The organism is Streptomyces sp. BF23-19 (genome assembly GCF_041106355.1).
GTDB classification, from domain to species: domain Bacteria; phylum Actinomycetota; class Actinomycetes; order Streptomycetales; family Streptomycetaceae; genus Streptomyces; species Streptomyces virginiae_A.
Map to the genome: position 1 here is coordinate 1 of NZ_JBGBPT010000013.1, position 14,029 is coordinate 14,029.

The following is a 14,029-nucleotide window of genomic DNA, read 5'->3' on the forward strand; positions in this document are numbered from 1 at the left end:
ACCCAGGCTGGAGGCCGTCAGGCCCTTGCCGAGGGAGGAAGCGACACCCCCGGTGACGAAGATGTGCTTGGTCGTCACGGACGAGCGGTTCGGCATGCCCAAGGGGAGACTCCATGGTGGCGTGGCGGGAGAAGCGGGTGATCGGCGCGCGTGGGGCCGATGGGCCTCGAGCTCAGCTGACGGCTGCGTCGAGTGGACGTTGCACGTGCTGCGGGGTCGGGGCCAGGTCGGTGTCGCGGCTCAACGTGCCCTGGGCGATGGCTCGTTCGAGCCACCATCCGGCCAGAAGTGAGGTGATCACGGCAGTGAGGACCAGGGTGGTGAAGAGCGACGCGCTGATGATGCCGGCGTCCAGAGCGACGGTGGCCAGGACGATGCCCGGGCCTCCGCGGGCGTTCATCGCGATCGCCAGGTTGACGGACTCCGGCACGGGCCGCTTCGTCAGCCGGGCCCCCGCGTACACGCTGACCGCCTTGACGACGCAGGCCACCGCCAGGAAGGCAGCGGTGAATCCGAAATCGAAGTCGTGGACCAGATTGAGTTTGAGCCCGACCACGGCGAAGTAGACCGGGATGAAGAAGCCGCGGGCGAACCCGCCTACGGCCTGGATGGAGCCGGAGGTCGACGCGTCGCGGTCCAGACTGGACATCAGCCCGATGACGAAGGCTCCGTACATCGGTGCCACGCCCAGGTAGATGCACACCGCCGCTGCGGCCAGGACGGCCGAGACCCGGACGGCCACCTGTCCCAGCGGGTGGTGGCCGTCTGCCTTGCCGCGCCTGCGGCGGAAGAGGAGGCCGGCCAGGGCGACCAGCCCGAGGAAGGCCACCGATGCCACGGAGTGGTAGGCGGCGGAGGCGTTCGCCGACTCGATCCCGAGCTCCGAAGCGAGTCCGAAGCGGCCTTGCCGGCTGCTCGCGACCATGCCGACGGCGACGGAGAGCACCACATTGAGGACGATGTCCTCCAGCACTGCGACGGAAAGCACCACCCGGGCGAACGCCGTCCGGATGACTCCCAGGTCAAGCATGATGCGCGAGATGACCGGGATGCTGGTGATGGCGATGCTGCACGCGATGACGAGGGTAAGCGCCGTGGTGCTGCCCGCCGGGCCGATCAGGTCCGACGTGTCGACGGCCCTGACCGCGAGCAGGCCGAACGCGAAGGGCGCGGCCATGCCCACCACCGCGATCACCCCGACGGTACGGCTGTCCTTGCGGGAGAAGACGGCCCGCATCTCGCAACCGGCCAGGAACATCAGGAGCAGCATGCCGAGCTGGTACATCAGCTCCAGGCCGGTGGCCACCGGCCCCTGCTTGGGGAAGATCCAGTGTTGGACCTGCGGCAGCAACTGCCCCAAAAGGGTGGGCCCGAGGAACAGGCCTCCGACGATCTCCCCGATGACCGAGGGCTGCCTGAACCTGGCGAAGAGCCGGCCCGTCAGGTGCGCGGCCAGGAGCAGCAGCACCAGTCCGGTCAGGAGCCTGCACAGATCAATCGGTGCCATGGTGGTCCAGACTCAGGCGGGATGCGACTGCCGAGCGTGAGCCCGTGTACTTGCCGACGTACCCGTTGGCCTCACCCTGCATGGACCAGAAAGCGAGTTTTCCGATCAACATGCCGGGGTAGACGCGGACCGGGTGGGCGACCTTCATCTCCAGGGTCCAGGGGAACACCGCTCCGCTGTGCCCCAGCGGAGCCGAGAACTGGATCCAGATGCCCAGGGTGGACGCCGAGCGGCAGGCGTACAGGGTAGCCGCGTAGTGCGGGCTTCCCATGGCTTCCATGGTGCCGCCGAGGTAGAACCGGCCGGGTTCGAGCACCATCCCCTCGGGGCCCATCTTCGCGTGCTCGGCCTTCGGCGGCTCGAAGCAGTCGATGATGCCGTCCTCGTACTCGAGGATGTCCTCGGCCAGCCGGAACCCGTAGCTGTTGGGTTCGATGCGCTCCGGATCGAAGTCGTCGATGTGGATCCTTCCCGCCATGGTCTCGGACAGGATCTCCGGTCCGCTCAGAATCACAGCCAGCTCCCCAGCACCTGGTGGACGGCGTTGCGGTACTCCTCGAGTCCCGCTCCGTTGTCGATGACGGCGTCAGGCTCGATCAGATCGAGCTGACGGGTCGAACCGTCGGCCCGCGACGGGTCGTCACGCTTCGCGAGCCTCTGCTGGCGCAGGTCCTCGTCGCACACGATGCGCAGGACACGGAAGCCCTCGGCACGCAGCGCCGGCGCGTCCACGTAGGGGTCGCGCAGGTCGTCGTTGACGATGAGGTCGGCGTCGACCCCCATGAGCCGGCGGGTGAAGTCATCGGCGAGCGAATCGGGTCGGATCCGGCGCATGGCGTCGGCCAGCGCCTCCATGAGGATCTGGTCCTGGGCGCCCTCACGCAGAGTCCCGAGCGCCGCATGGTAGACCTGCTCCTGCAGGTCGTAGAGCGGCTTGGCGAGCTTCACCCGGGCGTAGCTCAGGCCCTTGTCACGGGCGAACTCCTCGATCAGGGAGGCGCAGGTGGACTTGCCGGCACCGGCGAGTCCCACCACGCAGACGCGCAGCACGGGAGTGGTATCGGTGTTGGTCACGGTGTCTCCCGAAAAGCGGAGGAGGGGGCGGGCGTACCTGCGAGCACTGCGTCCGGATCGACGTCGAGGGTGCCGGTGAGGCGCACCATGGCAACAGAGTCCAGGGCGATGCGGAGTTCGGCCAGCGACTGGTAGAACCGCGCGTAGTCGGGCACCAGATGCGACTGCCAGGTGAAGAAGGTGGTGTCCACCTGACGATCGATGATCTTGTTCAGCTGTGCCCAGCGTTCGTTGTCGTCGCTCAGGTGGCGCACCGCCAGCGGTTCGCCGGGCCTGACCTCGGGCAGGAGGACGGCTGCCAGCCGCTTGGGCTCCGCGGAGAACTCCGCCCCCATCCAGTACTCGAAGACGTCGGGGTCCATGAGGATCTTGTGGCCCGGCTCGTAGCTGTCGAGCTGCGGATCGACCTGCTCGCGGACGAGCTCCTCCAGACGGGCGTCGGCACGAATCGTGCCGACGCCGACGTACGGGTAGTCACGCCACGGATGCACGGTGACCTGACCCTCCTCGAGGGTGCAGAACAGCTTGTCGCCCGTGAAGTACCGCCAGCCGGGGCGGCGCAGTGCCGACAACAAGGTGGTGGTCTTTCCGGCTCCCTTGGGGCCGGCGATGACCACCGCTTCACCATCCCGCTGCAGACCGGAGGCGTGCAGCACCACGGTTCCGTGATCCTCCTCGTTCCGGATGACCAGGTCGCGCACGAAATCGAGCACCTGGACGGTTGACCCGTCGGTGATGCGCAGAAGGAACGTGTTGTCCTTCCGCGCGTCTACGGGAGCGTCCAGAAGGGTTGCGCGGTTGACGTAGAGCCGGCGGCCCCCGCGGTCGACGATGTGCGCGTCGAAGTTGAACTCGGCGGCGTTGCTGCGGCGGATGACCGACTGCGGCAGGTCCCAGACGAGGGCGTCGACGTCGGCCGAAGGATCGTAGGAGCGGACCTCGATCCTGAAGGTCGGCTCCTGCGCACCCTGCTCGGAGAGCAGGTGGCGGAAGAACCGCTGGACGGCGGCGAAGGTGCCGACCGCGTCTTCGGCGATGTCGAACCGCACCGTGGTGTGCAGGAAGTTCAGGTACTGGATCACGTGTCGTCGTTCCCGTTCTCGTGCGAATGGGCGGCTGCCGCCCGCAGCAGCGCGTCGGCGTGGGCCTGGAAGGACTGGGCCCAGATCGGGTCCAGCAGGGGGGCCAGCCCGTCGATGCCGAGCTCGAAGGAGATGGCGAGGCCGGCCTGCGAGCCGCCGGGCGAGGCGCTGACCGACCATTCGCCGGTCAGCTGCTCCAGGTCACCGGCCGTCTGCTCGAAAGCGAGCCGCAGGCCAGGCCCTGCGGTCTCCTCCTGCACCCACGTGACCTCGCTGCCGTTCAGCAGGACGGTCCATTCGGTCGAGCGGTGCTGCTTGTCCGAGGACGGCAGCAGGCTGACGCTGACCACATGCTCTGCGCGGGCGGCGAAAGCCAGGCTGTTCTTGACGATCGACCACACCTCGTCCGGAGACCGGCCGGGGAACTGAGTCACCGCGTGGATCTCAGGCAACTTGATCACACCTTTCTGTTCAGGCGGCCTTCATGAACGGGGCCAGGAAGCCGATGTCGAGCCGCGCTGCCCGCGCGAGCGGGGCCCAGACACGCAGGGTCCGGAGCATGTCCCGCTGTCCCTCCGCCACCAGCCGGTCCGGCAGCTCTCCGGGGAAGGCCTCCAGCAGGCGCTCCCACAGCACATGGATCTCGTCGACCCGGCAGGTGTCCCCGCCGAACTCCTCGGCGAGGCCGAAGACTTCGATCAGGTCGGGGCCGGAGGCGTCGACCACTTCCCGCATGCCGTACTCCAGCGCCACCGCCAGGCAGTGGGCGTCGTCGACAGGCGCCCGGCCGGCGAGCCGCTGGTCGATGTCGAGCAGCTGCTCCAGGAATCGCAGCTTGGCGGCCTGCTGCATCTGGGGCTGCTCGGCGCCGCCCTCCAGGTCCTCGACGTACGCACGCCCCTCGGCGAGCATCAGCCAGGCGGCCTGCACCCACGCCTCGACGGCCTGCGGCGCCGGCATGGCATGCCCGCCGCGCACAGAGGGGAAAGTCGTCAGCCGGTTGGCGATCGTGGCGCGCTCGGTGGTGTCCTGCGCGTGCTTCTGCTCTGGCGTCATGCCGTGGCCTCCTCGTCGCAGTAGCCGATGTTGAGCCGTGCGGCCCCCGAACGCAGGGCGCGCAGGACGGTGGCCGCGTCGCGGGCGTCGAGCCCGGCGAGTTCTTCAAGGGGGACGGGGGCGGTGCTGAGCGGAAGCTCGGCTCCGGCGCCCGGCAGTACGACGCTGCCGCCGGGTGCGACCAGGAGGGAGGCGCCCGGGAGGAAGGCATGCACGGTGCCGGTCACCTCCAGCTGGACCGTGACCGATCCCGCTGTGCCCGTAGCCCGCAGGCAGTCCAGGACGAGTGCCGCGTAGGCGCCGGCCAGCGGCCGCCCGTCCGACGACGGGTCGAGTGCCCCGGCGATTTCCTTGCGGAGCCGTTCGACGTCCGCGGCCACCGCCTGGGCCCGCCCGTCCCGCCAGGTGCCGTCGGCGACCAGGCGGGTCCAGCGCAGCACGTACCACTTCCTGGTCGTGTACACATCACCGTGGTGCGAGAGCAGCGCGTCCATCACGTGCAACAGGACGTTGTAGGCATAGCCGACGCGGCCCCGGCTCTCACCTGCGGCTTCGGCGAGCACGGTGTGCACGGCCTGCTCCACGGCCGTGTGCTGGGAGGCTCGGGCCCAGACCGTTGCGAGAGCGGGAAGCCCGTCGAGGTACGGCGCGGTGCCGTCCAGGGCGATGCCGTTGACGATGCGTTCGGTCTGCTTCCGGCGGGGTTCGCGTTGCTTGTCCCAGCTGCGGAAGCCGGCCACGGTCACCTCGGGGGTCGCGGCCGCCAGTCGCTCCAGCTCGGCCAGATTGGCGGCGAGCTCGGCATGACTGAAGGAAACGACCTCGAGGTGGTGGCCGTCCTCGAAGATCTTGGTGGAGATACGCGGACCGTCGATCTCGTCCGCCTGGATGCGGATGAAGTCCAGGTCGCTCGTGGCGTTCGCCAGTCCGTGCACCGGGGAACTGGTCAGGAGCAGCAGGCCTTCGCCGACCCGCTCCTGCATGAGCGTGGCGAGCCATTCGGGGGAGAGCCCGCGCTCGGCGAGAAAGTTCGACACCTGCGCGTGGCGGCGTGCTGTCAGGTCGCTCGGCGACAGTGCGTGGGGAAAGCCGGGAGGTATGCCCATCGGGGTCGGATTCCTTCGGGTTTCAGGAGTGTGCGATTGCTGCGGCCGGTGCGGTCGGCTCCACACCGAGCTGTCGCAGGATCAGCCGGGCGGGCATCGTGTTGTCGACGGTCTGGAGGTCCGCGCCGGCCGGGATGCCCGGGCCGACCGCCGCATGGATGGCGTGCAGCCGGCTGTCGCCGGTGTAGACCACATGGGCCCCGGTCTTGGGCCAGCGACGGACCGTGACTTCGTCGTCGGACCGCAGAGCCGATGGCTGGTAGTCGTCGTCGAGGACGAGGAACACCACGGGCGGGGGGTCGCTTTCGTCGGCGAGCGCGTTTCCGCCGGAGTCGAGGAAGCCGCGCACGACCCGTGCACCGGTCTCCGGGTCGGCGAGCGTGCGCAGACACGCCAGCGCGCGTGCCATGGCCTCGCGTGACAGGGCCGGATCGCTTCGGTCGGTGACCCAGAGCGAGCCGTTGTTGGCCGGGTGGTAGATGACCTGGGAACGTTCGACGTCCAAGGTGTCGGCCGTGGCCGGTGTCGCGAGCCCGGCGTCCACGAGTCGATCGTTCACATGCACCAGATGGGTGCTTCCGACCATACCGTGATCAGCGCCGAGCACGACCGTGTCGCCGGCCTCGGCCCGGTCCAGGACCCGGCCCAGGATCTCGTCCGACCCCTGGTAGCAACGCCGGACGTAGGACCAGACCCGGTCGGCGATGTCCGGGCGGTTGGCACCGCTCTTCTCGTCGCACCAGCCCAGCAGTTCGTGGCCGACATCGTCGGTCATGGGCAGGTACACGACCACCAGGTCGGCCTGGTGCTCCTGCAGTACCGCGTCGGTGGCAGCGCCGAAAGCCTGGGTGACGCATTCCACCGAAGACAGGAAGACCGACTCCGCGGAGCCGTCGCCCCCCTCGGCGAGTCGGGGACCGAACACACCGGCCCGGTAGAGAGGACCCACGCCCTCGCCCGCGAACGGCGGCGACGCCTGCAACCGCTCCACCAGCCGGTGGTTCCGGCCTCCGGTGCGCGGGTTCCAGACCCCCGTGTGTACGAGGAGCAGGCGCCCCGGTGTCCGGACGCAGCCGACCCAGGTGCCGAGGCCCGCGCCGTCGAGCCGCAGCGGCTGCCAGGCGCCGCCGGCGTCGATCCGCAGCTCGGCGCCCGCCGTGCGGAGCCGCACCGGGCCGTCCGGGGAGGTGAGCTCGACCTCGATCCGGTGCCCGGCCACGTCCCAGTGCACGGGGCCGCCGTCGGGTGCCAGCTCGAGGTGGCGATGCCGGGTCAGCCGTCGGCTGTAGGCCTCCACGGCTCCGTCGACGTACGGGCCCACGGTGCTCCGCTCGCCGAACACCCACGGCACGTGCGCGAACGCGCTGCTCAGGTTGCGCTCCGAGACGGTCTCCCATACCGGAGGGGCCGCGGGGAAGTGCGCGGCGAAGCCACTGACGTGGCTGGCGAACCCCTTGCCGGCGCCTGGGACGGTGTACCCGGTGACCTGGTGGTCGCGCGGCCAGGTACCGGTGAAGAGGGTGGCCAGCGACGGCGGCGTCTGGCAGTTGGGGCGGGCAGGGCGCGCCGCGGCGATGGTGCCGTGCGCCCGCATCCGGGAGACGGCCGGCAGTGCGCCCTCCCGTTCCAAGCGGTCCACCACCCAGTGCGCGGCAGCGTCCCAAACGACCCAGTAGACCGTCATCGCGACATCAGCTCCGCGAGCAGAGCCGGAAGGTCCGCGATGGAGTCGATCTCGTGACCGGCCCGGCCCGTGAGGCCTTCGGCCCGCTGGTCCGCGTATTTCCCGGTGCGTACCTGCACGGTGCGCAGCCCTACGGCGTTGCCGCCCGCGATGTCGGTGCTCGCGTCGTCCCCGACCACGACGCACGCGTCGGTCGGTACTCCCAGAGAGCGGGCCGCCAGCTCGAAGAATTCGGCGGCAGGCTTGCCCAGCACCCGGGCGGTCGTGCCGGCGGAGTACTCCACCGCGGCGACCACCGCACCCGTGTCGAGGTGGTCGCCGTCCTCCCGCTTGAAGTACCGGCCACGTTGCAGAGCCAGCAGCTCGGCCCCGTCGCGAACCGCCCGGAAGGCGTTGTCGAGCGCGGGATAGTCCAGGACGTCCCGGCAGTCTCCGATCAGGACATGGGTGAACGGCGGTTCCGACGCGAGGCCCGGCAGCTCGCCCAGCAGGGCGGGCGAGACCAGCGGGTACACGCGAGCGCCGGCGGTGGCCAGCAACTGCCGAGCGGCCACGACGGGGGTGAAGAGCTCCTCCTCGTGGACGGTCAGGCCGTACGCTGCGAGCTCCGACCGGATGACCGACGCCGGCTTGGAATCGGTGTTGGTCAGGAACCGCAGTCCCACTCCTGAGGCCCGAAGTGTCTCTACGGCCTGCGCCGCGCCCTCGAGGGCCGTCCCCCGGGCGTACAGGGTGCCCTCCAGGTCGAGCAGGACGGCGCGTATCGCGGTGCGGGTCATCAGGCCACCGGCCTCGCCAACTCAGGGCACTCGGCGACCGCGTCCTTGAGGAACGTCCGCTTCGAGTAGAAGCCCCGCTCGCTGCTCAGGCCACGTTCGCGCAGGAAGGACTCCAGCCACTGCGCGATCTCCGCCATCTCCTTGAGGATGTCCGCCTCGTCGGGCTCCACGGCGGTGCGGCTGCGGAGGTACTCCAGCTCGCACTGGTTGAGCGTGACGTCCCAGGCGTCGACGAGGCTGCAGTGGTCGAAGAAGATGCCGTAGACGTGCCCGGTCCGCGCGGACTCGAAGTTGACGTCGTAGCGCACCCTGCGGAAGGAGGGGAGCCGGACTCCTTCGACCCCGAGCTCCTCGGTGATGTACCGCTCGAAGCCACCGTCGTCGACGACGTCCAGGCCGTAGGTGTGACTCTCACGGCGCTCGAAGGCGTCCTCGGCGTACCACTTCCGCTTCAGCAGGTGTTTGCCGTCGGTGGTGGGGATGAAGGAGGCGTATCCGCGCTCCTCCTCGGCCGGGCCGGTCACCTCGAAGAGGTGATTGAGGTAGTCCCAGGCCTGGAACTCGTCCCGGTACTCCATGAGGTAGCCGGGCAGGGCGCCTCCTCTCAGCTCGCCGTACAGCTCCACGGTCAGCGTCCACGCGTCAACCGGCGGGACGAGGGTGTACTTGTACTCGAGTTCCTTCCCGCTGAAGCACTTGCGGTAGTACCTCTGGTGGTTGTTGAGGAACAGGAAGCGCTTGGCGTGCAGGCGCACCGCCTCCGGAAGCCAGCTGAGGTCCGCCACGTCGGCGGCCGGGATCGGCTCCTCGGTGATGCGGATGAAAGCCGCGTCCTCGGCCAGGAACCGGATCTGGCTGTGGACATGGGCCTCGGCGCCATGGCTGCTCACGTAGAACAGCGGGACCAGCGGTCCGGCGGTCCACCCGTCCGCGCTCACCGCGGCCACGGCGGCGGTGAGCGGGGCTCCGGGCAGCATGGAGGGGAAGAGATCGGTGCCTTCGGCCTCGGCCGTGTGCGTCCGAGTCCCCGCCAGGTCGCGGGAACGCAGCTCGACGGTCCCGAGCCCGGCCCAGTCCAGGACGACCGTGTTTCCGGGGAAGGAGCGCTCCAGCGGGGCGGCGAGCGATACGAGGACGATCGGGTCGGCCGCCCTGAGCGGGGCGGTTCCGTTCAGCAGGTGCAGCCCGCCGAGGACGAGCCAGGCCGAGCGCGTCGCGCCGGCCGCGTGGGTGCTGCTCACGTCATTCTCCCTTGTGGCCGGTCGTGGCGACGGTGCCGTCGCTGATCACTGCTTCGGTGCCGGTGATGCCCGCTGCGGCTACCGCCGGGATCCCTGCCTCTCGCAGCAGAATCGCCAGGTGGCCCAGGGCGGAACCCTGGTCGAAGACGAAGCCGGCGACATGCTCGATGAGTACCGAGAGCACCGCGTACGGCCGCGACGCGCAGATGATCGGCTTCTCGTCGCTCGCCTTGACCAGGTCGATGATGCGGGCGAGGCCGTCGTGCTCACTGACGTCCTGCGACTTGTTGATGCTGACGGCAGGCCCGATGGACAGCCGGCGCAGCAGGGCGTCGTCTTCCAGGCGCAGCAGCGGTCCGCGGGCGGTGCCCTTGGAAATGCACACCTCCCCGTGCGCGACGACCACCGCGTCGTCGCCGTCGAGGACGGAGTAGTCGACGAAGTAGAGCTCGGCCCCGTCGAGCACCCACTCGATCGTCACCGGTCCGTACTTGTCGTGCATGGCGGTGGTGAACCTGGCGATCTCGGCCAGGTGCGCGAGCAGCACGGTGCCGTTCTCCGCAGCCGTGACGTTGCCCGGTGTGTCGAAGCCGAGAGCCACGTCACCCACCACGATCGTCTCGCCGCCGGCGGTACCCCGGTTGAGCGCCATGAGGCCCTCGTCGGTGTATTCGACGACGAGGCCGTCCCCCGCCTTGCGCGAGATGACACCGAGGTCCCCGCGGATGAAGTCGCGGACCACGGCGGCGTGAACCGCCGTGCCGTCGGCGGTCGACCCGGTCGTCACTGCCAACTGCTGCAGGACGTCCTCCTTGGGCACCACGATCTGGCGCAGGGTCTCCCCGAAGTCCAGGACGCATTCGTCGGTTCCACCCGACAGGGCGTCCCGCAACCGTCCGGCGGTGGCCGCGTCGTGCAGACCGCGGCCGTTGAACTGCACCACCCAGCCGGCGCCCACGGAGACATCGCAGGAGTGCGCCATCCGTTGTGCGGGGCCCCGCTTGGCGGTGTATCCGCTGTAGACGGCCGCGACCTCACCGAGCTGGAAGGAAGCGGGAAGTTCGTCGAAGTAGAGGCGGTAGGGCTGGCAGACGGGCTCCTGCGAGGAGTGCGACTGTTCGCGGGACGCGGTGAGCGGACGGACCTGGATCAGGTGTACGCCCTCTTCGTCGACGGCCCATTCCACATCGACGTCCTGTTCGCGCTGTTCGCGCAGTGCGCGCACCAGCTCGACCACCTGACTGAGCGACTCGTGATCCGCGACCGTCTCCGGAGCTGTCGCAAGGGCGAGCTCGTCGGAGTCGGTGCGCTGCGGTACCGCGACGCCGGCGACCAGTTCGTCGGCGAGGCCCTCGACGTACTCGATCACGACCCGCTGGTCGTCCGCGCCGTCGAGTCCCGTGAACGCCACACCGGCGAGCCTCGGCCGGATCAGACGCTGCACGATGACGGCAAGCCGGGGTGAGGGGTCGAAGTCGCCGGCCCGGATACGGGCAGCGACGGCGGGGGCCTCGTAGTAGGACTGCCAGCACTGCTCGATGGCGGCGATGGCCTCGTCGGCGCCGCGAACCCCCAGGATCGACTGGTACACGCCGGCCTGGCTGGACCCCTCGGTGTCTTCGTCGAGACCGGAGGAACGGACCGCGAGCTCGGTGCCCTCCGGGTCCTTGAAGATCTCCTCGAGACGGGCCGCGAGCAGCTTGCGGGCCTCCTCGGTCAGCATGACCTCGCGGCCGATCTTCTGAATCCGGTCCACCGTGTCGGTGAAGAAGGCACCCACAGTGGCCTTGAGGTCGCCGAACGCCTCGACCAGCGCGGCACGCTGCTCGTCGGTGAGTGAATCGTCGAACTCCCCGGCCGGCACGGAGAAGGCTGTCGGTACACGGAAGGAGTGGCTGGAGTGGGCGAGCTGCGCGAACTTGGGTCCCGACTCCGACTCGTCGATGCTGGCGCCGAGTCCGGGGAAACGCTGCCGGGCGAACTGCTTGTCGAAGTCGACGTGGATGTCGCTCGACCGAGGTCCGACCGAACCCTGGTACTTCCCGTCGTAGAGGAGGATCTCGCCCTGGGGACGCCACCACATCATCTGCCCGATGTTGATGCCGGGGTACACGCGCAGCCGGTTCATCGAGTAGAGCTGCAGCGTCCACTGTCCGGTGTACCCGATGTCGCCGAGGCTGGCGGACAGGTTGATGAAGAGGCCCAGCCGGGCCACCGACGAGCGCGCCGCGAAGGTCGGGGCGTAGTGCTCGCTCCCCAGAACCTCGATGGTGTGCGCCAGGTAGAGTCTTCCGGGTTCGAGTACGTACCCGTCCTCCGGAATCTCTATTTCCTCGAACTCGTTGGTCTGCCGGGCGTCGAGAGGCGTCGTCTGGTAGACGCGCAGGGTCTTGCCGAGGCGGAAGTTGTAGCTGTTCGGGTTGACTTGCTCTGGCGTGAACGGGTCGATGGTGATGCGACCGTTCGCCCGCTCACGTGCGATCTCGTTACCGGTGAGAATCATGGTTACCCATTCGCCTTGCCCCCAGCGGGGGCGCTGTCATAGGGGATAAGACCTGCGGCCGGACAGCGTCCCGGGCCGGGGGAGACCGCCACCGGCCGGCAACGCCCGCGCGGTGCAGGTGCGGCGGGCGAGGCGGCCTGGAGGGCGGACACCGTGGGTGTCAGCGAGCCTCAACCGGCGTCACGCGGCGCGATGCCTGCGGCTGCCCCGACACCGATGACGAGGGCCGGCGGCCGGACCGCCAAGGAGAGTCGCCGGGTCGAGCGTCCGCGTACTGCATCGTTCCGCATGTGTTAAGCGTCCCGTTCTGCTTCGCCCCTCGTAGGAAGGGGGGCGATGTGCTTCACCCTGCCAGAGCGCGGGATTGGGATTCGATCTTGAGACCTGGCGACTTACTGCCTGGCGGGAAGTTCCCGGGAGGACATACCGGATCAACGGTGTCGAAATCAGAGAATCCGGGGAGCGGTTCCCTGGTGGACTTCGCGGCGGTGGCCTGGCTCGGGGTGGCCGAGGCGGGGGAGGGCGTGGACCAGTGGCCCGCGTGGGCCTGCTCGGCGGCGGGGCAGGCGCTTCGCGGTTTGCCCGAAAGATCCGTGATCACGACGAAAAAGGAGTGTCAGGGCTCCCTTCCGGTGCGCGCCAACCCGTGATGCGACACCTCAGAGGCATGGATTCCGGGTGTGTCCGCACATCAAAATGCCAATAAGTCATCGGCACCGGGAGGCAGCTTGTCCGCTTACATGGGAAACAGGGTCTTCCATGTCTCCGTAAGGGCATCTGCGCCGTGGAACCGTACTCCCGGGATGCCCAGCCTTCCCGCCGCCGACACATTCTCCGCCTTGTCGTCGATGAAGACGGCGTCTGCGGGGTCGGCGGACATCTCGGAAAGGGCCTGCTCGAACGCTCTCGGGTCAGGCTTTTTCGCGCCGAGTTCGCAGGAGAAGACCAGCTTGTCGAAACACTCGGCCACCTGCGGCATGACCCGCGGCAGTGCGGACAGCAGCAGCGCGTCATTGTTGGTGAACAGAGCCGTGCGGCAGGGGCGCGACGCCCGCACGAGCCGCAGCACCTCGTGATCGGGATCGAAGGCCGCGCACCACAGCCGCTCCAACTCCGCCCGCCCGCCCTTGAATCCGAGCTCGCTGCGGACCGTCTCGTGGATGCGGCCCGCGGTCGCCCCGCCTTGGTCCCACAGGTCGACGAGCCCGGTCCCGTAGAGGGCTTCCCGCACGTCCTGCGGGCTGGTACCGCACGCTGCGGCCAAGAGTTCCAGGCGTCGCTCCGGAACGAACCGGCATACGACATCGCCCAGGTCGAAAAGAATGACTTTGGGGTTCATGGGGGTGGACCATAGCATGACGCGGTTTGCCGTAATTTCCGATCTGCACGGAAAGTATGAGCATCTTCAGGACATTGTGGAGGCCGGTAAGGGGCGCATTGATGCCATCGTCATCACCGGCGACTATCTTGAGGCGAAGATATCGAAGAAACACCTGCATCTGGGCCTTGAATGGCCGCTGGAAGACGTCGTGGACGTGGACCCGGAGCTCTGGAGTTTCCTGGAATCCTGCACACTCGTGCGAGGGAACCAAGAAGAGCGCATCGCCGCCGTGATGGCGGGCCGGCCCGTGCCCGCGCTGCTGGCGCCACTGCTCGCCGCCCCCGGCGAGTGGGCCACCTGCACGACCCGGTTCGTGCACGGCCATGGCTTCCCGTGGGCGCGTACCGGCGGGCAACTGGACCATCCGCTGCTTGACGACACCGTTTCCGCCGACCGAGCTGTGATCGTGCACGGACACAGCCATCGGCGGTTGCTCACCCTCGGCTCCGGAGTCCGTATCGAGCCGGTGACGGGTCAGCCGTACGCCCTCGCGCCCGAGGGCACCTGTGTGGTCAACGTGGGCGCCGCGCGTGATCCGGAAGCCCACTGGGTGCTCTACGACGAGGACGCCCGCACGATCACGTTCGAAACAGCCCGTACGACAGGAGTTCGATGA

The 14,029-nt window shown here is 68.8% G+C and carries 13 protein-coding genes; 1 reads left to right on the forward strand and 12 read right to left on the reverse strand.

All coding sequences use genetic code 11. The annotated features are described in order from the left end of the window. Nucleotides 1–172: 172 nt before the first annotated feature. From AB8A24_RS10160 to AB8A24_RS10215, 12 genes are all read right to left on the reverse strand, one after another. Nucleotides 173–1,507, reverse strand: coding sequence for a cation:proton antiporter (locus tag AB8A24_RS10160; RefSeq protein ID WP_328964402.1), 1,335 nt, complete (start codon nt 1,505–1,507; stop codon nt 173–175). Then, entirely contained in the window at nt 1,494–2,021 is a 528-nt protein-coding gene (locus AB8A24_RS10165) for a deoxycytidine triphosphate deaminase (RefSeq protein ID WP_328964403.1), read from the reverse strand. Before AB8A24_RS10165 ends, AB8A24_RS10160 begins: the two co-directional genes overlap by 14 nt. Continuing rightward, nucleotides 2,018–2,581, reverse strand: a complete 564-nt coding sequence (locus AB8A24_RS10170; protein WP_328964404.1) for a hypothetical protein — start codon at nt 2,579–2,581, stop codon at nt 2,018–2,020. Before AB8A24_RS10170 ends, AB8A24_RS10165 begins: the two co-directional genes overlap by 4 nt. Continuing rightward, the gene (locus AB8A24_RS10175) at nt 2,578–3,663 is read right to left on the reverse strand and encodes a hypothetical protein (protein WP_328964405.1); all 1,086 of its coding nucleotides are present in this window, start codon (nt 3,661–3,663) and stop codon (nt 2,578–2,580) included. Before AB8A24_RS10175 ends, AB8A24_RS10170 begins: the two co-directional genes overlap by 4 nt. Beyond that, entirely contained in the window at nt 3,660–4,115 is a 456-nt protein-coding gene (locus AB8A24_RS10180) for an SRPBCC family protein (protein ID WP_328964406.1), read from the reverse strand. The genes AB8A24_RS10175 and AB8A24_RS10180 overlap by 4 nt, the downstream gene beginning before the upstream one ends. A gap of 19 nt (nt 4,116–4,134) precedes the next feature. Then, the gene (locus AB8A24_RS10185) at nt 4,135–4,719 is read right to left on the reverse strand and encodes a DUF6031 family protein (protein ID WP_266359232.1); all 585 of its coding nucleotides are present in this window, start codon (nt 4,717–4,719) and stop codon (nt 4,135–4,137) included. Continuing rightward, nucleotides 4,716–5,825, reverse strand: a complete 1,110-nt coding sequence (locus AB8A24_RS10190) for a DUF6001 family protein (protein ID WP_328964407.1) — start codon at nt 5,823–5,825, stop codon at nt 4,716–4,718. Before AB8A24_RS10190 ends, AB8A24_RS10185 begins: the two co-directional genes overlap by 4 nt. 22 nt (nt 5,826–5,847) lie before the next feature. Then, nucleotides 5,848–7,509, reverse strand: coding sequence for an alkaline phosphatase family protein (locus AB8A24_RS10195; RefSeq protein ID WP_369475370.1), 1,662 nt, complete (start codon nt 7,507–7,509; stop codon nt 5,848–5,850). Continuing rightward, on the reverse strand, nt 7,506–8,288 hold the full coding sequence (locus tag AB8A24_RS10200) for a TIGR01458 family HAD-type hydrolase (RefSeq protein WP_369475371.1): 783 nt from the start codon (nt 8,286–8,288) through the stop codon (nt 7,506–7,508). The genes AB8A24_RS10195 and AB8A24_RS10200 overlap by 4 nt, the downstream gene beginning before the upstream one ends. Continuing rightward, nucleotides 8,288–9,529: a hypothetical protein gene (locus AB8A24_RS10205; RefSeq protein ID WP_328964410.1), complete on the reverse strand. Its 1,242-nt coding sequence runs from the start codon at nt 9,527–9,529 to the stop codon at nt 8,288–8,290. The genes AB8A24_RS10200 and AB8A24_RS10205 overlap by 1 nt, the downstream gene beginning before the upstream one ends. Nucleotide 9,530: 1 nt before the next feature. Beyond that, nucleotides 9,531–12,032 (reverse strand): PEP/pyruvate-binding domain-containing protein, encoded by a 2,502-nt coding sequence (locus tag AB8A24_RS10210; RefSeq protein WP_328964411.1) that lies wholly within the window; start codon nt 12,030–12,032, stop codon nt 9,531–9,533. Between the two features lie 736 nt (nt 12,033–12,768). Next, nucleotides 12,769–13,371 carry an HAD family phosphatase gene (locus AB8A24_RS10215; protein WP_328964412.1) on the reverse strand — a complete coding sequence of 201 codons (603 nt, stop codon included), beginning with the start codon at nt 13,369–13,371 and terminating at the stop codon, nt 12,769–12,771. Between the two features lie 16 nt (nt 13,372–13,387). Between AB8A24_RS10215 and AB8A24_RS10220 the strand changes: the two genes are divergently transcribed. Continuing rightward, the gene (locus AB8A24_RS10220; RefSeq protein ID WP_369475372.1) at nt 13,388–14,029 is read left to right on the forward strand and encodes a metallophosphoesterase; all 642 of its coding nucleotides are present in this window, start codon (nt 13,388–13,390) and stop codon (nt 14,027–14,029) included.

Bases quoted from the DNA above. Each gene is read 5' to 3' on its own strand.
- AB8A24_RS10160 (WP_328964402.1), bottom strand. From the start codon at position 1,507: ATGGCACCGATTGATCTGTGCAGGCTCCTGACCGGACTGGTGCTGCTG.
- AB8A24_RS10200 (WP_369475371.1), bottom strand. From the start codon at position 8,288: ATGACCCGCACCGCGATACGCGCCGTCCTGCTCGACCTGGAGGGCACC.
- AB8A24_RS10220 (WP_369475372.1), top strand. From the start codon at position 13,388: ATGACGCGGTTTGCCGTAATTTCCGATCTGCACGGAAAGTATGAGCAT.
- AB8A24_RS10190 (WP_328964407.1), bottom strand. From the start codon at position 5,825: ATGGGCATACCTCCCGGCTTTCCCCACGCACTGTCGCCGAGCGACCTG.
- AB8A24_RS10215 (WP_328964412.1), bottom strand. From the start codon at position 13,371: ATGAACCCCAAAGTCATTCTTTTCGACCTGGGCGATGTCGTATGCCGG.
- AB8A24_RS10195 (WP_369475370.1), bottom strand. From the start codon at position 7,509: ATGACGGTCTACTGGGTCGTTTGGGACGCTGCCGCGCACTGGGTGGTG.
- AB8A24_RS10210 (WP_328964411.1), bottom strand. From the start codon at position 12,032: ATGATTCTCACCGGTAACGAGATCGCACGTGAGCGGGCGAACGGTCGC.
- AB8A24_RS10185 (WP_266359232.1), bottom strand. From the start codon at position 4,719: ATGACGCCAGAGCAGAAGCACGCGCAGGACACCACCGAGCGCGCCACG.